This is a genomic window from Pseudomonas sp. 1D4 (assembly GCF_001728925.1).
GTDB classification, from domain to species: Bacteria; Pseudomonadota; Gammaproteobacteria; order Pseudomonadales; family Pseudomonadaceae; genus Metapseudomonas; species Metapseudomonas otitidis.
The window spans coordinates 40,886-62,486 of sequence record NZ_LXJQ01000012.1; the positions used below are offsets into that span (position 1 = coordinate 40,886).

At 63.9% G+C, this 21,601-nt stretch carries 17 protein-coding genes and 1 tRNA gene; 14 read left to right on the plus strand and 4 right to left on the minus strand.

Annotated elements, in window-relative coordinates:
* The first annotated feature begins 80 nt into the window (after window positions 1–80).
* From A7D27_RS08715 to A7D27_RS08750, 8 genes are all read left to right on the plus strand, one after another.
* On the plus strand, window positions 81–2,003 hold the full coding sequence (locus tag A7D27_RS08715) for a PrkA family serine protein kinase (protein WP_044405674.1): 1,923 nt from the start codon (window positions 81–83) through the stop codon (window positions 2,001–2,003).
* A gap of 92 nt (window positions 2,004–2,095) precedes the next feature.
* Complete coding sequence (locus A7D27_RS08720) at window positions 2,096–3,367, plus strand: YeaH/YhbH family protein (protein WP_069562516.1); 1,272 nt, start codon at window positions 2,096–2,098, stop codon at window positions 3,365–3,367.
* A 10-nt stretch (window positions 3,368–3,377) separates the two neighbouring features.
* Window positions 3,378–4,943: a SpoVR family protein gene (locus tag A7D27_RS08725; RefSeq protein WP_069564629.1), complete on the plus strand. Its 1,566-nt coding sequence runs from the start codon at window positions 3,378–3,380 to the stop codon at window positions 4,941–4,943.
* A 61-nt stretch (window positions 4,944–5,004) separates the two neighbouring features.
* Window positions 5,005–5,589 (plus strand): DUF4136 domain-containing protein, encoded by a 585-nt coding sequence (locus A7D27_RS08730; RefSeq protein WP_069562518.1) that lies wholly within the window; start codon window positions 5,005–5,007, stop codon window positions 5,587–5,589.
* Window positions 5,555–6,793: a multifunctional CCA addition/repair protein gene (locus tag A7D27_RS08735; protein ID WP_069562519.1), complete on the plus strand. Its 1,239-nt coding sequence runs from the start codon at window positions 5,555–5,557 to the stop codon at window positions 6,791–6,793. Before A7D27_RS08730 ends, A7D27_RS08735 begins: the two co-directional genes overlap by 35 nt.
* Window positions 6,794–6,922: 129 nt before the next feature.
* Window positions 6,923–7,471 (plus strand): YfiR family protein, encoded by a 549-nt coding sequence (locus A7D27_RS08740; protein ID WP_256557152.1) that lies wholly within the window; start codon window positions 6,923–6,925, stop codon window positions 7,469–7,471.
* Window positions 7,468–8,712: a diguanylate cyclase domain-containing protein gene (locus A7D27_RS08745; protein WP_069562520.1), complete on the plus strand. Its 1,245-nt coding sequence runs from the start codon at window positions 7,468–7,470 to the stop codon at window positions 8,710–8,712. The genes A7D27_RS08740 and A7D27_RS08745 overlap by 4 nt, the downstream gene beginning before the upstream one ends.
* Before the next feature lie 36 nt (window positions 8,713–8,748).
* On the plus strand, window positions 8,749–9,243 hold the full coding sequence (locus A7D27_RS08750) for an OmpA family protein (RefSeq protein ID WP_069564630.1): 495 nt from the start codon (window positions 8,749–8,751) through the stop codon (window positions 9,241–9,243).
* Window positions 9,244–9,246: 3 nt separating this feature from the next.
* Here A7D27_RS08750 and folK read toward each other — a convergent pair whose 3' ends face one another.
* Window positions 9,247–9,786 carry a 2-amino-4-hydroxy-6-hydroxymethyldihydropteridine diphosphokinase gene (gene folK, locus A7D27_RS08755; protein WP_069564631.1) on the minus strand — a complete coding sequence of 180 codons (540 nt, stop codon included), beginning with the start codon at window positions 9,784–9,786 and terminating at the stop codon, window positions 9,247–9,249.
* Window positions 9,777–10,130 carry a dihydroneopterin aldolase gene (folB, locus tag A7D27_RS08760; RefSeq protein ID WP_069562523.1) on the minus strand — a complete coding sequence of 118 codons (354 nt, stop codon included), beginning with the start codon at window positions 10,128–10,130 and terminating at the stop codon, window positions 9,777–9,779. Before folB ends, folK begins: the two co-directional genes overlap by 10 nt.
* 52 nt (window positions 10,131–10,182) lie before the next feature.
* Here folB and plsY point away from each other — a divergent pair, with 52 nt between their 5' ends.
* Window positions 10,183–10,752 carry a glycerol-3-phosphate 1-O-acyltransferase PlsY gene (gene plsY / locus A7D27_RS08765; protein ID WP_069562524.1) on the plus strand — a complete coding sequence of 190 codons (570 nt, stop codon included), beginning with the start codon at window positions 10,183–10,185 and terminating at the stop codon, window positions 10,750–10,752.
* Window positions 10,753–10,793: 41 nt separating this feature from the next.
* Here plsY and tsaD read toward each other — a convergent pair whose 3' ends face one another.
* A complete protein-coding gene (gene tsaD / locus A7D27_RS08770; RefSeq protein WP_069564632.1) occupies window positions 10,794–11,819 on the minus strand; it encodes a tRNA (adenosine(37)-N6)-threonylcarbamoyltransferase complex transferase subunit TsaD in 1,026 nt (341 codons plus the stop codon).
* A gap of 204 nt (window positions 11,820–12,023) precedes the next feature.
* Here tsaD and rpsU point away from each other — a divergent pair, with 204 nt between their 5' ends.
* From rpsU to A7D27_RS08795, 5 genes are all read left to right on the plus strand, one after another.
* Complete coding sequence (gene rpsU / locus A7D27_RS08775; RefSeq protein ID WP_003085057.1) at window positions 12,024–12,239, plus strand: 30S ribosomal protein S21; 216 nt, start codon at window positions 12,024–12,026, stop codon at window positions 12,237–12,239.
* 193 nt (window positions 12,240–12,432) lie between these two features.
* Entirely contained in the window at window positions 12,433–14,382 is a 1,950-nt protein-coding gene (dnaG, locus tag A7D27_RS08780) for a DNA primase (protein WP_069564633.1), read from the plus strand.
* Window positions 14,383–14,449: 67 nt separating this feature from the next.
* Entirely contained in the window at window positions 14,450–16,303 is a 1,854-nt protein-coding gene (gene rpoD / locus A7D27_RS08785) for an RNA polymerase sigma factor RpoD (protein ID WP_069562527.1), read from the plus strand.
* 103 nt (window positions 16,304–16,406) lie between these two features.
* The gene (locus A7D27_RS08790; protein ID WP_069564634.1) at window positions 16,407–20,141 is read left to right on the plus strand and encodes a bifunctional diguanylate cyclase/phosphodiesterase; all 3,735 of its coding nucleotides are present in this window, start codon (window positions 16,407–16,409) and stop codon (window positions 20,139–20,141) included.
* 16 nt (window positions 20,142–20,157) lie between these two features.
* Window positions 20,158–20,234 (plus strand) — tRNA-Ile (locus tag A7D27_RS08795).
* A 311-nt stretch (window positions 20,235–20,545) separates the two neighbouring features.
* Here the strand turns inward: A7D27_RS08795 and A7D27_RS08805 are convergent.
* Complete coding sequence (locus A7D27_RS08805) at window positions 20,546–21,598, minus strand: tyrosine-type recombinase/integrase (RefSeq protein ID WP_069564636.1); 1,053 nt, start codon at window positions 21,596–21,598, stop codon at window positions 20,546–20,548.
* Between the last annotated feature and the right edge of the window lie 3 nt (window positions 21,599–21,601).

Here is a 21,601-nt window from a genome sequence, read left to right on the forward strand (position 1 = left end):
TTCTCTTCGGCCGACTCGTCGGACGACTGCCCACCCGCGTGACCGATCCCGCCGGCTCCCGTATCCAGCGAGGTGACGCAATGAGCATTTTCAGCCACTTCCAACAGCGCTTCGAAGCCACTCGCCAGGAAGAGTATTCCCTGCAGGAGTACCTGGACCTCTGCAAACAGGACAGGAGCGCATACGCCACCGCTGCGGAGCGCATGCTCATGGCGATCGGCGAGCCCGAGCTGTTGGATACCTCTTCCGATCCACGCCTGTCGCGGATCTTCTCCAACAAAGTGATCCGCCGCTATCCGGCCTTTGCCGACTTCCATGGCATGGAAGAGTGCATCGACCAGATCGTCGCGTACTTCCGCCATGCCGCGCAGGGCCTGGAAGAGAAGAAACAGATCCTCTACCTCCTGGGCCCGGTGGGCGGCGGCAAGTCGTCCCTGGCCGAGAAGCTCAAGCAATTGATGGAGAAGGTGCCCTTCTACGCCATTAAGGGCTCTCCGGTATTCGAGTCCCCGCTGGGCCTGTTCAACGCCGCCGAGGATGGCGCGATCCTCGAAGAGGACTACGGCATCCCGCGCCGCTACCTCTCCAGCATCATGTCGCCCTGGGCCACCAAGCGCCTGCAGGAGTTCGGCGGCGACATCAGCCAGTTCCGCGTGGTGAAGCTCTACCCCTCGATCCTCAACCAGATTGCCGTGGCCAAGACCGAGCCGGGTGACGAGAACAACCAGGACATCTCCGCCCTCGTCGGCAAGGTCGACATCCGCAAGCTGGAGGAGTACCCGCAGAACGACGCGGACGCCTACAGCTACTCTGGCGCCCTGTGCCGCGCCAACCAGGGCCTGATGGAATTCGTCGAGATGTTCAAGGCACCCATCAAGGTCCTGCACCCGTTGCTCACCGCCACCCAGGAGGGCAACTACAACAGCACCGAAGGCCTGGGGGCGATTCCGTACAGCGGCATCCTGCTGGCCCACTCCAACGAATCCGAATGGCACAGCTTCCGCAACAACAAGAACAACGAGGCCTTCATCGACCGGATCTACATCGTCAAGGTGCCCTATTGCCTGCGCGTCACCGACGAGATTCGCATCTACGACAAGCTGCTCATCAACAGCTCGCTGGCCAAGGCCCACTGCGCGCCCGACACCCTGCGCATGCTCGCCCAGTTCTCCGTCCTCTCGCGCCTGAAGGAGCCGGAGAACTCCAACATCTACTCCAAGATGCGCGTCTACGACGGCGAAAACCTCAAGGACACCGATCCCAAAGCCAAGTCGATCCAGGAATACCGCGACTCGGCAGGCGTCGACGAAGGCATGAACGGCCTGTCCACCCGCTTCGCCTTCAAGATCCTCTCCAAGGTCTTCAACTTCGACCCTCACGAAATCGCCGCCAACCCGGTGCACCTGCTCTACGTGCTGGAGCAGCAGATCGAGCAGGAACAGTTCCCCGCCGAAGTGCGCGAACGCTACCTGCGCTACATCAAGGAGTACCTGGCACCGCGCTACATCGAATTCATCGGCAAGGAAATCCAGACCGCTTACCTGGAGTCCTACAGCGAGTACGGCCAGAACATCTTCGACCGCTACGTGCTGTACGCGGACTTCTGGATCCAGGACCAGGAATACCGCGACCCGGAAACCGGCGAGATCCTCAACCGCGTCGCCCTCAACGAGGAACTGGAGAAGATCGAGAAACCCGCCGGCATCAGCAACCCGAAGGATTTCCGCAACGAGATCGTCAACTTCGTGCTGCGGGCCCGTGCCAACAACAACGGCAAGAACCCCAGCTGGCTCAGCTACGAGAAGCTGCGGGTGGTCATCGAGAAGAAGATGTTCTCCAACACCGAGGACCTCCTGCCGGTCATCAGCTTCAACGCCAAAGGCAGCAAAGAGGAGCAGCAAAAGCACAACGACTTCGTCAAGCGCATGGTCGAGCGCGGCTACACCGAGAAGCAGGTCCGCCTGCTGTCCGAGTGGTACCTGCGGGTACGCAAGTCGCAATAACAGCAGCCGCAAGTCATCAACTGCACACTGCGCGCGGGGCTCCCCGCCGCAGCCTGCGGTTGGCAGCCTGACGCTGCCCCGGAGGGGCATCTATGAGCTATGTGATCGACCGTCGCCTGAACGGCAAGAACAAGAGCACCGTGAACCGCCAGCGGTTCCTGCGGCGCTACCGCGAGCACATCAAGAAGGCCGTGGAGGAGGCCGTCAGCCGGCGCTCCATCACCGACATGGAGCACGGCGAGCAGATCAGCATCCCCGGTCGCGACATCGACGAGCCCGTGCTGCACCACGGCCGTGGCGGCCGACAGACCATCGTCCACCCGGGCAACAAGGAATTCACCGCCGGTGAACGCATCCCTCGTCCCCAGGGCGGAGGCGGCGGACGCGGCAGTGGCAAGGCCAGCAATCAGGGCGACGGGATGGACGAATTCGTCTTCCAGATCACCCAGGAAGAGTTCCTCGACTTCATGTTCGAAGACCTCGAACTGCCCAACCTGGTGAAACGCCACCTGACCGGTTCCGATACCTTCAAGACCGTGCGCGCCGGCATCAGCAACGAGGGCAACCCCTCGCGCATCAACATCGTCCGTACCTTGCGTTCCGCACACGCCCGGCGCATTGCCCTGTCCGGCTCCAGTCGCGCCAAGCTGCGGGAAGCAAAAGAGGAACTCGCGCGCCTCAAGCGGGAGGAGCCGGACAACTTCGGCGACATCCAGGAGCTGGAAACCGAGATCGCCCGGCTGCGCGCCCGCATCGAGCGTGTGCCCTTCCTCGACACCTTCGACCTCAAGTACAACCTGCTGGTCAAACAGCCCAATCCCAGCTCCAAGGCCGTCATGTTCTGCCTGATGGACGTCTCCGGCTCCATGACCCAGGCGACCAAGGATATCGCCAAGCGCTTTTTCATCCTCCTGTACCTGTTCCTCAAGCGGAACTACGACAAGATCGAAGTGGTGTTCATCCGCCACCACACCAGCGCCAAGGAAGTGGACGAAGAGGAGTTCTTCTACTCCCGCGAAACCGGCGGCACCATCGTCTCCAGCGCGCTCAAGATGATGCAGGAGATCATGGCCGAGCGTTACCCCGTCAACGAATGGAACATCTACGCCGCCCAAGCCTCGGACGGCGACAACTGGAACGACGACTCACCCATCTGCCGCGACATCCTGATCAAGCAGATCATGCCGTTCGTCCAGTACTACACCTACGTCGAGATCACCCCGCGCGAGCACCAGGCGCTGTGGTTCGAGTATGAGCAGGTGTGCGAGACGTTCGCCGACACATTCGCCCAACAGCAGATCGTATCGGCGTCCGACATCTATCCGGTGTTCCGCGAACTCTTCCAGCGCCGGCTGGTTACCTGAGGGCTGCGCCATGACCGCGAAAGAGAAGAAAAGGCAGCCGATCTCCACGGGATCGGAGTGGACCTTCGACCTCATCCGTGCCTATGACCGCGAGATCGGCCGCCTGGCCGAACGCTATGCACTCGATACCTACCCCAACCAGATCGAGATCATCACTGCCGAACAGATGATGGATGCCTACGCCTCCGTGGGCATGCCCCTGGGCTACCACCACTGGTCCTACGGCAAGCACTTCCTCAGCACCGAGAAGTCATACACCCGCGGCCAGATGGGCCTTGCCTACGAGATCGTGATCAACTCCGACCCCTGCATCGCCTACCTGATGGAAGAGAACACCATCACCATGCAGGCGCTGGTGATCGCCCACGCCTGCTATGGCCACAACAGCTTCTTCAAGGGCAACTACCTGTTCCGCACCTGGACTGACGCCAGCTCGATCATCGACTACCTGGTATTCGCCAAGCAGTACATCAACCAGTGCGAAGAACGGCACGGGATCGATGCCGTGGAAAACCTGCTGGACTCCTGCCACGCCCTGATGAACTACGGTGTGGACCGCTACAAGCGTCCCTACCCCATCTCCGCCGAAGAGGAGCGGCGCCGGCAGAAGGAACGCGAAGAGCACCTGCAACGGCAGATCAACGACCTCTGGCGCACCATTCCCAAGGGCCACGGCAAATCCGGCGACAAGGACAAGGGCCGCTTCCCGGCCGAACCCCAGGAGAACATCCTCTACTTCATCGAAAAGCACGCCCCGCTGCTGGAGCCCTGGCAGCGCGAGATCGTGCGCATCGTGCGCAAGATCGCCCAGTACTTCTACCCACAGCGCCAGACCCAGGTGATGAACGAAGGCTGGGCCACCTTCTGGCACTACACCCTGATGAATGACCTGTACGACGAAGGCCTGGTCACCGACGGCTTCATGATGGAGTTCCTCCAGTCCCACACCAGCGTGGTCTACCAGCCCAGCTTCGACAGCCCCTACTACAGCGGCATCAACCCCTACGCCCTGGGCTTCGCCATGTACCGCGACATCCGCCGCATCTGCGAGGAGCCCACCGAGGAAGACAAGCGCTGGTTCCCCGACATCGCCGGCAGCGACTGGCTCTCCACCATCAAGTTCGCCATGAAGAGCTTCAAGGACGAGAGCTTCATCCTGCAGTTCCTCTCGCCCAAGGTGATCCGCGACTTCAAACTGTTCAGCATCCTCGACGACGACCAGAAGGACGAACTGCTGGTCCCGGCCATCCACGACGAACCCGGCTACCGGATCATCCGCGAAACCCTCGCCGCCCAGTACAACCTCGGCAACCGCGAGCCCAACGTGCAGATCTGGAGCGTCGACCGCCGGGGGGACCGCTCGCTCACGCTGCGCCACCAGCAGCACGATCGCAAACCGCTCGGCGAATCCACCGAAGAGGTTATGCGCCACCTGCACCGCCTGTGGGGGTTCGACATCCACCTGGAAACACTCAACGGCGACAACATCACGGGGACCTTCCACATGCCCCCAAAGGGTGAACGGGGCGAGGACGGCGAGTACCCGCGCCTGGATCTGGTCATCCCGCCCATTTGATCGGTTGACCGCCTGCCCGGGTGCACCCGAGCATGCGGTCCATCGCCCATGGAGAGCGTCGATGCGCCTGTTCCTCGTCCTGCTGCTGTGCCTGGCACTGGCCACCTGTTCCAGCCACATCCCCGGCATCCAGGTCACCCAGCCGGCCAGCCCCTCCCTGGTCGGACACGCCAGCTTCGAACTCATCGCCCCCGAGCAGGCCCTGCAGGACGAAGCCCCCTACCGCGCCCGCTACCGGCAGCTCGCCCCGTTGCTGCGCCAGCAACTGGCCGAGCGCGGCTACCACGAAAGCCAGCAGCCGGAACTGCGCGTCTACTACTGGCTGGCCCTGCAGGATGCGCCGCTGGAGTTCCGTGTCGACGAGGCACCGCCCGCCCCCCTCGGTTCCTACCAGGCCATCCACCGCCTGCGCGACGCCACCGGCACCCTGCGTCTACGCATTACCGACCTGGCAGGCCAGGTGCTCTGGGAGGGTACCGCCAGCACCGGCCTAAGCCCCGCCTGGGACAGTGCCGAACTGCTGCAAACCGCCGTCGAGGCGCTGGTCCGGCAGATACCGGTCGCCACGGCCGGCCAGGCTGCTATCCTCCGCAGCCTCGGAGGAAATGAGCATGCAGATATACAAGGTGGGCGGCGCCGTACGTGACCGTCTTTTGGGCAGACCGGTCACTGAAAACGACTGGGTCGTGGTGGGGGCAAGCGCCGAACAGATGCTGGCGCTCGGCTACAAACCGGTGGGTGCCGACTTCCCGGTATTTCTCCACCCCGATACCGGCGAGGAGTACGCCCTGGCCCGCACCGAGCGCAAGAGCGGGCGCGGCTACGGCGGCTTCACCTTCTACGCCAGCCCGGACGTGACCCTCGAAGACGATCTGATCCGCCGCGACCTTACCGTCAACGCCATCGCCGAGGACGCCGACGGCCGTCTGATCGACCCCTACGGTGGCCAGCACGACCTGGAACAACGCATCCTCCGCCACGTCTCCCCAGCCTTCGCCGAAGACCCACTGCGCGTCCTGCGGGTCGCCCGTTTCGCCGCCCGCTACGCACCACTGGGTTTCCGCGTCGCCGAGGAAACCCTCAGGCTCATGGGCGAGATCGCCGCATCCGGCGAACTCGATGCACTGACAGCCGAACGCACCTGGAAGGAAGTCTCACGTGCCCTGATGGAGCCCCGACCCGATGTATTCATCGAGGTCCTGCATAACTGCGGTGCCCTGAGGGCCTGGATGCCGGAGCTGGATGCCCTGTTCGGCGTGCCCCAGCCGCCCGCCCATCACCCCGAAGTCGACACCGGCCTTCACGTCCTCGCGGTCCTGCGTCAGTGCGCCGAGCACCAGCAGCCACTCACCGTGCGCTGGGCCTGCCTGCTGCACGACCTGGGCAAGGGCCTGACCCCGCCGGAAGAATGGCCGCGCCACCTCCAGCACGAGCAACGGGGCCTGGCACCGATCAAGGCGGTGAACGAGCGCTGCAAGGCACCGCGCGACTGCCAGGAGCTGGCGTTGCTGGTAGGCGAGTACCACACCCACGCCCACCGCGCCCAGGAGCTGCGTCCAGGTACTCTGGCCACGCTGATGCAGGCTTTCGATGTCTATCGCCGTCCGCAGCGCTTCGACGAATTCATCGCCGCCTGCGAGATGGACGCCCGAGGCCGCACCGGCATGGAAGACCGTGACTATCCCCAGGCCGCTTACCTGCGTGGTGCCGCCGCTGCCGCACGAGCCGTCGGCGTGAAAGAACTCATGGCCAAGGGGCTCAGCGGCGCGGTGCTCGGCGAAGCGCTGTCACGCGAGCGAATCGCGGCACTTGCCGCCTACCGTTCAGCCCAGCCCGCTGCTAGCCAGTAGCCACACTTGCTTGTCCTTGATAGGCTGCCAAATATTTGGCCCATCTAGACTTTTGAGACATCAAACGGATGTTGGCGCCGTATTTTTGGCGAATGCTCTCGCGCATTGCGAGAGCCCTGGAGGCTGCAGGTGCTCTCATGGAACCTTCGTCCCTGGCAGCTGGGCCTGCTGCTGGGGCTGCTGGCGCTCAGCGCAACGGCCCAGGAGCCGACACCGAACCCGGCCGAGGTCCGTGGCGAGCGGGTACGCCAGGTAGTAGAAGGCATCCTGGCCTACAGCCGCTGGCCGCAACCCAAGGACCAGATCGCCCTGTGCATCACCGGCCCGACCCAATACGCGGACAGGCTGCTTGCCGGCGTGAGTCGCGACTACGAAATACCCGTTTCCGGTCGACGCCTGCTCCAGGACTCTGCAGACCTGGAAACCACGTGCGACGCTCTCTACATCGGCATTCTCGACCCAGGGTCGCGACGCCGGCTGCTGGGCCGCCTGGCCGACAAACCCGTGCTGACCATCAGCGAAAGCGCCGATGCCTGCAGTGATGGCAGCCTGTTCTGCCTGGATATCGAGAATACCCACGTCAGCTTCGCGGTTAATCTGGATGCCGTCGCGCGCAGCGGTCTGCGCATCCATCCCCAGGTCCTGCAACTGGGGCGTCGCAACAGGGCTCAGCCATGAACCGCCGGCGCCAAGTCACCCGCCCTCACGCCTACACCCTCAGCCGACTGCTGTGGCGCACTCAACTACGCGGCATCCTGCTGGCCATGAGCCTGACCGCACTCTCACTGACCCTGCTGGGCGTGTTTGCACTTCGCAACTACGCCGAGTACCAATTGCAACTGCTGGCCCGCTCCCTGGGCTACACACTCGAAGCCGCCGTGATCTTCCGTGATGCAGTGGCCATACAGGAAAGCCTTGAGCTGATCGCCGCCCCCGAGGACCTCGCCGAAGTACGCGTGCTCGACGGCCAGCGATCCCTGCTGGTGGACTGGCAACGCCCCACCACCCATGGCTGGAGTGGGCTTGAACGCGGCCTGGCCGACCTGCTGCTCAACCAGCCCCTGCGCTACCCCATCCAGTACCAGGGGCGCACCGTCGGCGAGCTGCAACTGAGCAGCCAAGGCAGCAACCTGAGCCGCTTCCTGCGGAATGGAGCGCTTGCACTCCTGCTTTGCCTGGCCCTCGGCAGCCTGGTCGCCAACCTCTATTCGCGCCGCACCCAGCGCGAGCTGATGGCACCGCTGCGGGCTTTCTCGGCCGTGGCCCGCACCATCGCCCGGGAGCGCACCTTCGCCCGCCGCGTGCCCTCGTCCCCAATCGCCGAGCTTCATGAATTGGGGGAGGACTTCAACCAACTACTGGATGAGATCGAGGCCTGGCAGAACCAGTTGCAACGCGAGAATGCCTCGCTCGCCCACCAGGCCAGCCACGACCCACTGACCGGCCTGCCGAACCGCAGCCAATTCGAACCAGCGCTCACCCGGGCCATGCGACAGGCCAAACTGACTGGCGGGCGCTTTGCCCTCCTGTTCCTCGACTGCAACCGCTTCAAGGCCATCAACGACGAACTGGGGCACGGAGCAGGCGACCAGGTCCTGATCAGCATCGCCGAACGCCTGCGCAGCCAATTGCGCGAGGAGGACCTCGTGGCCCGCTTGGGCGGGGACGAGTTCGCTGTACTGCTCTCACCGCTGCATGACCTCGAAGACGCCCAGCACATCGCCGACAAGATCCTCGCCAGCATGCTGCCCCCCATTCCCCTGCCAGGCAGCGGCGAGATCGTCGCCTCGCTCAGCATCGGTATCGCCATCTATCCCCAAGACGCCAGCTCCCTCGACGAACTGCTCCAGCAGGCGGACACCGCCATGTACAGAGCCAAGAGGAACCAGAGCGGTCGGCAGGCCGCCTCTCTGCGTTAACGCTGTCTTTCACCCCCGCTGTTCAGGAGAACCACCATGAAAATCCACCCGAGCCTCCACCTAACCTGGCTGCTGATCGCCTTCCTGTGGATAACCGGGTGCCAGAGTGCACCACCCCAGCAAGGCCTGAGCGAAGAGCAGGTGGCCATGCTCAAGGCCAAGGGCTTCAAGCTGACGGACGAGGGCTGGGCCTTCGGCCTCTCTGGCAAGGTGCTGTTCGACAACAACTCGGAGCGCATCTCCGACACCAGCCGCCAGACCATCGCGGACATCACCCGCTCTCTGCTGAAAGTGGGCATCACCGGCGTGATCCTCGAAGGCCACACAGACAACTACGGCGCGCCGGACTACAACCGGCAACTCTCCGAGCGCCGGGCTGGCAGCGTGGGGGCGGTGATGGAGGAAAACGGCATGCAGAAGCACGCCATCCAGCTACGAGGCATGGGGCAGACCCGCCCAATCGCCGACAACGCCACCTCGGCAGGCCGCAAGGAGAACCGCAGGGTGGTGATCATCGTCGTCGCGGACTGAGGGTCAGGCAGGCGCCGGGTAGCCCTGGAGCAGCTCGCCCGGCGTCAAGGCCAGGCCTCGCCAACGGAAGGGGGCAGGCCACAGCGCCTGGTCGATGGACGCCTCCAGCCAGAGGTCGGCAAACGGGCGCTGCACGCCGGGGTGTGACAGTTCCGGCGCCAGCAGCGCCAGGGGCCAGAGCACAAAAGCATTCTTCAGGACTTCCGCCCGCGGCAGCACCAGGCCATCGAAGTCACCCACCAGATCGCCGTACAGCAGCACGTCGATGTCCAGGGGCAACCCCTTGCGTCCAGGCGCATAGCGGCCGTTGTCCGCCTCGATCTCCTTGAGCCGGCGATCCAGGTCATGCAACGGCAGATCGGTGCGGGCCTCGACCACCAAATTGAAGAAATTCCCACTGCGAATCCCCACCGGCAGGCTCTCGAAAACCGGCGAGCAGCGCATGTCCTGCAGGAAGCCGGAAAGGGCTTCGAGCCCCGCCACGAGATGGTGCTCCCGGTCGATGTTGCTGCCCAGGCCCAGGTAGATCGTGGTCAGCGGCATCCGCGTTCGATCTCCACGCCAACACTGCTGGCAGCGGGCACCGCGCCGGGCTTGTGCAGCCGCAGGCGGATCCACGGAATGCCGAACTCGCTCATCAGCAGCGCCACCAGACGCTCGGCAAAGGTTTCCACCAATTCGAAAGTCGCCTCGGCAGCGAAAGCCTGGATGCGCTGGGAAACAGCGGCGTAATCGAGCGCCTTGCTCAGATCGTCGCCTTCGGCAGCAGGGCGGTTGTCCCAAGCCATGCTGAGGTCCAGGCGCAGGCACTGCCGGATACTGCGCTCCCAGTCATACGCCCCGATAACGGTATCGACTTCCAAGCCTTCGATGAAAACCGTGTCCACGTCAGTGTTGCCCCGCTAGAATCAGGGCTTCCTCGCCCTGGAATGGATACCAATGTTCTGGCTGCTGGCGATCCTCGCCTACCTGCTCGGCTCGCTGTCATTCGCCATCCTGCTCAGTCGCGTGTTCGGCACTGCCGACCCACGCGCCGAAGGCTCGGGCAACCCCGGGGCCACCAACATGCTGCGGGTGGCCGGCAAGCGCCTCGCCATCCTTACCCTGCTGGGCGACCTGCTCAAAGGGCTGCTGCCCATACTGGTCGCCCGCCTGCTTGGCCTCGACCTGCAGGAGCAGGCCTGGATCGGCCTGACTGCCGTGCTTGGGCATCTCTACCCGCTGTACTTCAACTTCCGTGGCGGCAAAGGCGTCGCCACCGCCGCCGGCATGCTCCTGGGGCTCTACCCGCCGGCGGCACTGCTGGCACTGTCGGCGTGGGTACTGACCTTCTACCTGACCCGCACCAGCTCGCTCGCCTCACTCATCGCCACGCCGCTCACCCTGCCCCTGCTGGCCTGGCAGCAGCCGGCGGCACTGCTGCCGATGTCCGCGCTGTGCGGGCTCATCGTCTGGCGGCACCGGGGCAATCTACGCGACCTTTTCGCAGGACGCGAACGACATTTCTGAAAATCGGAGTGGATGCCCGGAAGCCTCCGGGCAGCCCGGCCTCAGATGGCCGGGAGACTCTCCATCGGCCAACGTGCCTGCACGCCAATGGCCGGGCCATCCTTCTGACCACCCAGCAGCCGCTGGCAACCGGCATAGGCGATCATCGCGCCGTTATCGGTGCAGAAGCGCGGGCGAGCATAGAAGACCTCGCCGCCCAGTTCACCCAGCATCGCCCCGAGTGACTCGCGCAGGGATTGGTTGGCGCTGACGCCACCGGCGATGACCAGGCGCTTGAGGCCGGACTGCTTGAGCGCACGCTTGCACTTGATCACCAGCGTCTCGACCACCGCCTGCTGGAAGGCCAACGCGATGTCGCAGCGCGTCTGCTCGCCGGCATCACCCGCGTCGCGGCACTGCTGCCAGGTGTTCAGTGCGAAGGTCTTGAGGCCGCTGAAGCTGAAATCCAGCCCGGGCCGATCGGTCATCGGCCGGGGAAAGGTGAAACGCCCCGGCGTGCCGGACTGCGCCAGTCGGGCGATCTCGGGGCCGCCCGGGTAGCCCAGACCGATGAGTTTGGCGGTCTTGTCGAACGCCTCACCGGCTGCGTCGTCCACCGACTCGCCGAGCACCTGGTAGCGGCCAATACCATCCACCCGCACCAGTTGGGTATGCCCGCCGGAAACCAGCAACGCAATAAAAGGAAAGGCGGGAGGCTGCTCCTCCAGCATCGGGGCCAGCAGGTGCCCTTCCATGTGGTGGACGCCCAGCGCCGGCACGCCCCAGGCGAACGCCAGGGCCTGGGCGCAGGATGCGCCAACCAGCAGAGCCCCCACCAGACCGGGGCCGGAGGTGTAGGCAATGCCATCGATGTCCTGCGGACTGCGGCCGGCCGTCGCCAACACCTCGCGAATCAGCGGCAGCATGCGCTTCACGTGGTCGCGGGAGGCAAGCTCCGGCACCACGCCACCGTAAACGCGATGGAGATCGATCTGACTGAACAGCGCATCGGCCAGCAGGCCCTGCTCACTGTCGTAAAGAGCGACGCCGGTCTCGTCGCAAGAGGTCTCCAGACCCAGCACCAGCATGAGGATCGAACCTTGAAGGACTAGCCAATGAAGAAGGCGCGCATCATAATCGTCGCCCCCCTCCCCGGCCAGCGCTTTTCGACTGAAGGCTTTGCATTCCAGGGGGCAAGGGGTTAATATCCGCAACCCTTGAAAACCGACGTTCTCCCGCACTCTAAGCCAGGAGCACGTTCACCCCCGGTAATTAGTGAAGGTACGACCTGGATGCCAGCCGTCAAAGTTAAAGAGAACGAACCCTTCGACGTAGCCCTGCGTCGCTTCAAGCGCTCCTGCGAGAAAGCCGGTGTACTGGCCGAAGTCCGCAGCCGTGAGTTCTACGAGAAGCCCACTGCCGAGCGTAAGCGCAAAGCCGCTGCCGCCGTTAAGCGCCACGCCAAGAAAGTGCAGCGCGAACAGCGTCGCCGCGAGCGCCTGTACTGAGTTAACAGGCTTCGCCGCACGCTCAAGCATCGCCCGGCCTCGGCCGGGCGAGTGCATTAATGGGGCACCGCAATCCACTCCGCTTCGTCTTGCGAAGATCGGAGTTTTTGTTTTTACAGCCCGGGTCCACCCGACGTCGCAGTGATTGCGACAAGGGCCTATGCTTTGAGCCTTTTCGTCTCCTGAGCACCCTATGGCCGGCCTGATCCCGCAAGGATTCATCGATGACCTGCTGAACCGCACCGACATCGTCGAGGTGGTGGCATCGCGCATCCAGCTAAAAAAGGCCGGAAAGAACTACAGCGCCCTCTGTCCGTTCCACAACGAGAAGAGCCCCTCCTTCAGCGTCAGCCCCGACAAGCAGTTCTACTACTGCTTCGGCTGCGGCGCCGGCGGCAACGCGCTGGGCTTCATCATGGATCACGACAACCTGGACTTTCCCCAGGCTGTCGAAGAGCTGGCCCGCAAGGCCGGCATGGAAGTGCCGCGCGAGGAAGGCAGTCGCAGCAATCGCCCGCGCCAGCCGACCGATTCCCCGCTGTACGCCCTGCTCAACGCGGCCTCCGACTACTACCGGAGCGCTCTGAAAAACCACCCGACCCGCAAGGCGGCCGTCGAGTACCTCAAGGGGCGCGGCCTCTCCGGCGAGATCGCCCGCGACTTCGGTCTGGGCTTCGCCCCCCCCGGCTGGGACAACCTGCTCAAGCACATGGGCGCCGATGCTCTGCAGCAGAAGCACATGATCGACGCCGGCCTGCTGATCGAGAACAGCGAGACCGGCAAGCGCTACGACCGCTTCCGCGACCGGGTCATGTTCCCCATCCGCGACAGCCGCGGACGCATCATCGCCTTCGGCGGCCGAGTACTGGAGGATGACAAGCCCAAGTACCTCAACTCGCCGGAAACACCCGTCTTCCACAAGGGGCAGGAACTCTACGGGCTCTACGAAGCGCGCAAGAGCAACCGCAACCTCGACGAGATCATGGTCGTCGAGGGCTACATGGACGTGATCGCCCTCGCCCAACAGGGCTTGCGCAACGCCGTGGCCACCCTTGGCACGTCCACCAGCGAAGAGCACGTCCGCCGCCTGTTCCGCCTCGTACCCAGCATCCTGTTCTGCTTCGATGGCGACCAGGCCGGGCGCAAGGCCGCCTGGCGCGCTCTGGAAGCCACCCTGCCGAGCCTGGAAGACGGGCGCCGCGCGCGCTTCCTGTTCCTCCCGGAAGGCGAAGACCCGGACAGCCTGGTCCGAACTGAAGGCACCGACGCCTTCCGCGCCCGCATCACCCAACACGCCCACTCACTGGCGGACTACTTCTTCCACCAACTGCAGGAAGAGGCAGACTCGCGCTCCCTGGAAGGCAAGGCGCACCTGGTGACACTCGCCTCACCGCTGATCGAAAAAGTGCCCGGCGCCAACCTGCGTACCCTGATGCGCCAGCGATTGGCCGAGATCACGGGTCTCAGCGGCGACGCAATCGGCCAGATGGCACAGGCAGCCCCCGTCAGCGAACACATGCCGTACACGGAGGATTACGCCTACGAAGCCGCCCCCGCCTACGACGCGTATGGCGACTCCATGCGGGAGATGAGCTACGAACCACCCGTCGCCCAACCGAAGCGCGAGTGGAAAAAGGACGGCTGGAAGAAGGATGGCCGCAAGTGGGATCGCAAGGGCGAACCGCGCCGCCCACCGCGCACCGAAGTGCATGTCGAATCCCCCACGCTGACCGCGCTGCGCACGCTGCTGCACCACCCGCAACTCGCGCAGAAAGTAGAGAATGCCAGCCACTTCGCCGCAGAAGACGACAGCTACGCCCAGCTCATGGTGTCGCTGCTGGAAGCCGTACAGAAAAACCCCCAGCTGCGCTCCCTGCAACTGATCGCCCGCTGGCACGGCACCGAGCAGGGCCGCCTGCTGCAGGCACTGGCGGAAAAGGAATGGCTGATTTCCAGCGACAACCTTGAACAACAGTTTTTCGACACTATAACTAGGTTGTCGGCCCGCCAACGCGAGCGCAGCCTTGAGCAATTGCTACGCAAAGCCAAGCAAAGCGAACTCAGCGCAGAAGAGAAAGACCAACTGCGTGACCTTCTCAGCCGTAGTCCATCCTCAGCCCCCTCCCGCCCAACTGGCGCGTGAGGCCCCGGTTCTGGTATAATCCTCGGCTTGTTTTCAGCCCGCCAAGACCTTCAGTGGATAGGGTGTTATGTCCGGAAAAGCGCAACAGCAGTCTCGCCTCAAAGAGTTGATCGCCCGTGGTCGTGAGCAGGGTTACCTGACTTACGCGGAGGTCAACGACCACCTGCCGGAGGATATTTCCGATCCGGAACAGGTGGAAGACATCATCCGCATGATCAATGACATGGGGATCAACGTATTCGAGAGTGCTCCGGATGCGGATGCCCTGTTGCTGGCCGAAGCCGACACCGACGAAGCCGCAGCGGAAGAAGCCGCAGCCGCTCTCGCCGCGGTGGAGACCGACATCGGCCGCACCACCGACCCGGTCCGCATGTACATGCGCGAAATGGGCACGGTCGAGCTGCTCACCCGCGAAGGCGAGATCGAAATCGCCAAGCGCATCGAGGAAGGCATCCGCGAAGTGATGAGCGCCATCGCCCACTTCCCGGGCGCCGTGGACAGCATCCTCGCCGAATACCAGCGCGTCACCACCGAAGGTGGCCGCCTCTCCGACGTCCTCAGTGGCTACATCGACCCCGACGACGGCAGCCTGCCGGCCGAGGAAGTCGAGCCTGTCGAACTGAAAAACGACAAGGCCGCCAAAGCCAAGGATGACGACGAAGAAGACGAAGAAAGCGAATCCGACGACGCCGAGGAAGAAGGCGACGGCGGTCCGGACCCGGAAGAGGCCCTGCGCCGCTTCACCGCGGTATCCGACCAGCTCGAGAAGGCCCGCAAGGCCCTCAAGAAGCACGGCCGTGGCAGCAAGCAGGCCACCGAGGAGCTGCAAGCCCTCGCCGAACTGTTCATGCCGATCAAGCTCGTGCCCAAGCAGTTCGACGCACTGGTCGAGCGCGTCCGTGGCGCCCTGGACCGTGTCCGCGGCCAGGAACGCGCCATCATGCAACTGTGCGTCCGTGACGCCCGCATGCCGCGTGCCGACTTCCTGCGCCTGTTCCCCGGCAACGAAGTCGACCTGACCTGGGCCGAAGACATCGCCAAGGGCAAGGCCAAGTACGCCGAAGCCATCGGCAAGCTGCTGGATGACATCAAGCGCAACCAGCAGAAGCTCGTGGACCTCGAGAAGGAAGTCGACCTCAAGGTCGCCGAGATCAAGGACGTCAACCGTCGCATGTCCATCGGCGAAGCCAAGGCCCGCCGTGCAAAGAAGGAGATGGTCGAGGCCAACCTGCGTCTCGTCATCTCCATCGCCAAGAAGTACACCAACCGTGGCCTGCAGTTCCTCGACCTGATCCAGGAAGGCAACATCGGCCTGATGAAGGCCGTCGACAAGTTCGAATACCGCCGCGGCTACAAGTTCTCGACCTACGCCACCTGGTGGATCCGCCAGGCGATCACCCGCTCGATCGCCGACCAGGCCCGCACCATCCGTATCCCGGTGCACATGATCGAGACCATCAACAAGCTCAACCGCATCTCCCGCCAGATGCTTCAGGAAATGGGCCGTGAGCCCACCCCGGAAGAACTCGGCGAACGCATGGAGATGCCCGAGGACAAGATTCGCAAGGTCCTGAAGATCGCCAAAGAGCCGATCTCCATGGAAACCCCGATTGGTGACGACGAAGATTCGCACCTGGGTGACTTCATCGAGGACAGCACCATGCAGTCCCCGATCGACGTCGCCACGGTCGAAAGCCTCAAGGAAGCCACTCGCGAAGTCCTCGCCGGCCTCACCGCCCGTGAAGCCAAGGTCCTGCGCATGCGTTTCGGCATCGACATGAACACCGACCACACCCTCGAGGAAGTGGGCAAGCAGTTCGACGTCACCCGCGAACGTATCCGCCAGATCGAAGCCAAGGCGCTGCGCAAGCTGCGCCACCCGTCCCGAAGCGAGCATCTGCGCTCCTTCCTCGACGAGTAAAAGACAAGACCCCCGGCCCGCCCGGGGGTTTTTCTTTCCACTACCAAAGCCTCAACTTCCACGACTACACTCTGGCCTGTATCCCCTTTGGAACAGGACTGTCATGGCGCGCCTGTCTGCCATCCTCGTGTTGTGCCTGTCACTCTGGATGCCCAGCGCAGGAGCGCTCACCCTCACGCAGGAAGAACAGGACTGGCTCCAGGCCCACCCGACGCTGCGCATAGGCGTCGACGCCTCCTGGCCCCCCTTCGAATTCCGCGACAGCCAAGGTCGCCACCAGGGCCTCGCCGCTGACTACACCCGGCTCATCCAGGACCGCCTCAACATTCGCCTCGACCCCATCGAACCCGGCAACTGGAGCGAAGTCCTCGAACGTGCCAAGCGCAACGAAGTCGACCTGCTTCCCGGCATCATGTCCACGCCCGAGCGCCAGGCTTACCTCAACTTCACCCGCCCCTACCTCGACTTCCCCATCGTCATCCTCGCCCGCGAAGATGGCGCCAATCCCAGGACACTCGATGACCTGTACGGCCTCAAGGTCGTCGTCGTTGAAAACTACGCCCCCCACGAACTGCTCCACACCCGCAATCCCGACCTCAACCTGCTCACCGCGCCCACCGTCGCCGCCGCCCTCCAGGCCCTCGCCACCGGCAAGGCCGACGCCTTCGTCAGCGACCTCGCCTCCAGCGTCTGGAGCCTCCGCCAGCTAAAGCTCGACGGCCTCTTCATCAGCGGCGAAACGCCCTACCGCTACCAGCTCGCCATGGCCACGCCCAAGAGCGAACCGATCCTCGTCGGCATCCTCGACAAATTCTTCACCGAACTCACACCCGAACAGATGAACGCCATCCAGGACCGCTGGGTCGGCGGCGTCATCGACCGCCGCCCCGTCTGGACCGACCAGCTCATCTACGTCATCCCCGCCCTGCTCGGCGCCTTGCTCGTCCTCGTCTTCGTCCTGCGCATCAACCGCCGCCTGCGTGGCGAAATGAGCCGCCGCGCCCTGCTCGAAGAAGAAATCCGCAACAGCGAACAGCACTACCGCGGCCTCGTCGAAAGCCTCAACGCCATCGCCTGGGAAATGAGCCTCGACAACTACTGCTTCACCTACGTCTCACCCCACGCCGAACGCCTGCTCGGCTACCCCCTCGACGAATGGAAAGAGCCCGGCTTCTGGCAGCGCACCCTCCACCCCGAAGACGCCAAACACGCCCAGCACTTCTGCCGGGAAGAAACCCAGGCCGGCCGCGACCACAGCTTCGACTACCGCATGCTCGCCGCTGACGGCCGCATCCTCTGGATTCGCGACATCGTCACCCTCATCCACCACGGCCACGTCCCCGTCATCCGCGGCCTCATGATCGACATCACCGAAGCCAAGCACACCGAAGAAGCCCTACGCCTCTCCGAACAGAAGTTCGCCACCGTCTTCCACCACTGCCCCGACGTCATCGCCCTCGCCCGACGGAGCGACAGCCGCCTGCTCGAAGTCAACCAGACCTTCGAACAGCAGACCGGGATCAGCGCCGCCCAGGCCATCGGCCACACCGCCACCGAGCTCGGCCTCTGGGCCGACCCTGGCCTCGCCGCCAGCCTGCTCCAGCATCTCCAACACGAAAACCTGCACAACCTCGAAATGGCCTTCCGCCGCAGCGACGGACGATGCTTCACCGGCCTCCTCTCCGCACAGCACACCGAAGTCGAAGGCATCCCCGCCCTCATCATCGTCGTGCGCGACATCACCGTCCTGCAGGAAACCCAACAGCGCCTGCGCCTCTCCGAAGAGAAATTCGCCCGCGCCTTCCACGCCTCCCCCGACGGCCTCCTCATCACCCGTCTTTCCGACGGCTGTCTCATCGAAGCCAACGAAGGCTTCACCCGCATCACCGGCTACGACCTACAGGAAGCCGCCCAGCGCACCACCCTCGACCTCCGCATCTGGGAAAGGCCCAGCGACCGCGACCACATGGTCAAAGCCATTCGCGAAGAAGGCGGCCTGCGTGACTTCACCGCCCCCATCCGGCGCAAGGACGGCAGCCTGCGCGTCTGCGAACTCTCCGCGCAGCCCCTGCCCGTCGGCGGCGAAGCCTGCATCCTCACCATCGCCCGCGACGTCACCGACCGGCAGAAGATGCAGGAAGAGCTCCTCCAGGCCGCCACCGTCTTCGAAAGCACCGCCGAAGGCGTCATGATCACCGACACCCAGCAGCGCATCATCGCCGTCAACCGCGCCTTCACCACCATCACCGGCTACGAACAACACGAAGCCCTCGGCCAGACCCCGCGCCTGCTCGCCTCCAACCACCACGAACGCAGCTTCTATGCCGGCATGTGGGACCAGCTCAACCGCGAAGGTCACTGGCAAGGCGAAATCTGGAACCGCCGCAAGAACGGCGAAACCTTCCCCGAATGGCTCACCATCAACGCCGTCCGCAACCCCGAGGGCCAGATCACCCACTTCGTCGGCGTCTTCGCCGACATCTCACCGCTCAAACAGGCCCAGGCCCGGCTCGACTACCAGGCCCACCACGACCCCCTCACCGGCCTGCCCAACCGTATCCTCTTCGAGAGCCGCCTGCGCCAAGCCCTCGCCGCCTGCGAGCGCGAAGGCCACGAAGGCGCCGTCCTGTTCCTCGACCTCGACCGCTTCAAGCACATCAACGACAGCCTCGGCCACCCCATCGGCGACGTCCTCCTCAAAAGCATCGCCGACCGCCTCGGCAACCAGCTCAGCCGCAACGACACCGTCGCCCGCCTCGGCGGCGACGAATTCATCATCCTCCTGCCCCACCTGCGCCACCCCGAAGACGCCCAGCGCCTGGCCGAAGGCCTGCTCGCCTGCTTCCAGGCCCCCTTCCAAACCCAGGACCACGAATTCTTCATCAGTGCCAGCATCGGCATCAGCCGCTTCCCCGAACACGGCAGCGACACCGCCACCCTCGTCAAGAACGCCGACGCCGCCATGTACCTGGCCAAATCCAAAGGCCGTAACCGCTTCGAGCTCTACACCCGCGACCTCACCTTCCAGGCCACCGAACGCATGGCCCTGGAGAACGAACTGCGCCGCGCACTCGAACGCAACGAACTCTGCCTCTACTACCAACCCAAGCTCTGCCTGCGCAGCGGCCGCCTCATCGGCGCCGAAGCCCTCCTGCGCTGGCAGCACCCCCTCTTCGGCGACATCTCACCCGACCGCTTCATCCCCCTCGCCGAAGAGAACGGCTTCATCCTCACCCTCGGCGACTGGGTCATCAGCGAAGCCTGCCGTCAGATGCGCGAATGGCAGGACCAGCACGCCCCCTTCGGCCCCCTCTCCGTCAACCTCGCCGGCGCCCAACTGCACCAGCCCGGCATCGTCCAGCGCATCGACCAACAGCTCAGGAGCGCCGGCATCCCCGCCGAACGCCTGCAACTGGAAATCACCGAAACCTTCATCATGAGCCAGGCCGAAGAAGCCCTCGCCGTCCTCCACGCCCTCAAGGACCTCGGCCTGCAACTGGCCATCGACGACTTCGGCACCGGCTACTCCTCCCTCAGCTACCTCAAGCGCCTCCCGCTCGACATCATCAAGATCGACAAATCCTTCGTCCGCGGCCTCCCCCACGAACAGGAAGACGCCGCCATCGCCCGCGCCATCATCGCCCTCGGCCACAGCATGCAGCTCACCATCATTGCCGAAGGCGTCGAAACAGCCGACCAGGAAGCCTTCCTCCGCGCCGAAGGCTGCGAACAGATCCAGGGCTACATCGTCAGCCGCCCACTCCCCGCCGACGTCTTCGCCCGACAATTCCTCAGCCCCAGTCAAACGGTTGGCGCCCCCGACAAGGCGCCGGTATAATCCGCCCGCCTTCTGAGGGCCTATAGCTCAGTCGGTTAGAGCAGAGGACTCATAATCCTTTGGTCCACGGTTCGAGTCCGTGTGGGCCCACCAAACAAAAAGCCGCGCAGTGCGCGGCTTTTGCTTATCTATAGTGCGTTACCCATTGGCTTCAAAAAGCTGCAACGGCCACAAAACGTCCACACCGATGTGCGATTACAGCTTGGACAGATACGTCACTATGCTATTTGCCTCTTCCCGGGAAACGGTCAGGGGAAGGCGAGCGCCATCGGTATTAGCGTGGGCGACATACAAAATACCCCCGATGTCATCATCCTCACTTAGCTTAAACGCGACTATGTAATCAGCGTTGACGTAGTACCGAACGTCATCGATCGTGTCCACAGTCAGAAATCGATTTCCACTCATGTCGCTTTTCCTTTGCCGTTGATAAAGGTAATTGGATTCAGGTTTACCACATCAGCCAGGTGGCCTGGGCTGAAGTGGGCGTACTTCTGCGTCATGGCCAGGGTGGCGTGGCCCAGGACGCGCTGTAGGGTCAGGATGTCGCCGCCGTTCATCATGTAGTGACTGGCGAAGGTGTGGCGCAGGACGTGGGTCAGTTGGCCGTCTGGCAGCTCAAGGCCAATCTGCTCCACCACCTTGCGGAAGATGTTGTAGCCAGGCCGGAACGGCAGTGCGGAGTCGAGGCGCTTCTGCAGGTCGTCGCTGATCGGCACCGTGCGGTTCTTGCTGGATTTCGTCTTGCTGTAGTGGATCAGGCGGTTGCGTACCTGGCGCGGCTTCAGCGCTTCGGCTTCGCCCCAGCGGGCGCCGGTCGCCAGGCACACCTCGGCGATCAATGCGGCGTCTGATTCCTCTGCTGCGAGCGCCTGCAGCAGATCCTGGATCTGCTCGGCCGACAGATAAGCCATCTCGGCTTCGTCGAACTTCAGCGCGCGCACCTTGGCCAGGGGGTTGTCCCCCGACCACTCGCCCAGGCGCTCCAACTCATTGAACACCGCCCGCAGGTAGGCCAGTTCGTGGTTCAGCATGTTGGCGCTGATCGGCTTGGGCTTGTGGTCGGCCTTGCTGCGCCCCCGCCCTGGGGTCGCCCTGGTGTGCTTGCCCTCGGCACGCTCGGCCCGGTAGGTGGCAAAGTGGTTCGCGCTGAACTTGTGCGCCTTGGGATCCCCCATGCGCTCGGCCATAGCCAGCAACAGGGAAAGCCGCTGTTCGCCCGTCTTGAGATTCTGGCCGTGCAGCTTGTACCAGAGGTCGATCAACTGGCTGAGCCGGCGCTCGTCCAGCTTCGGCGCCTTCTCGAACTCGCCCCTGGAACCATCGCCCATGATGCGGCGCTCCAGGTGCATGGCTTCGTTCTTCGACTTCACCCGCCGCCGAATGCGGGGGCCAGCACGGCCCTCTGGCCGGCAGTCCACCAACCACTCACCGCTGTCCAGTTTCTTGATTGACATCGG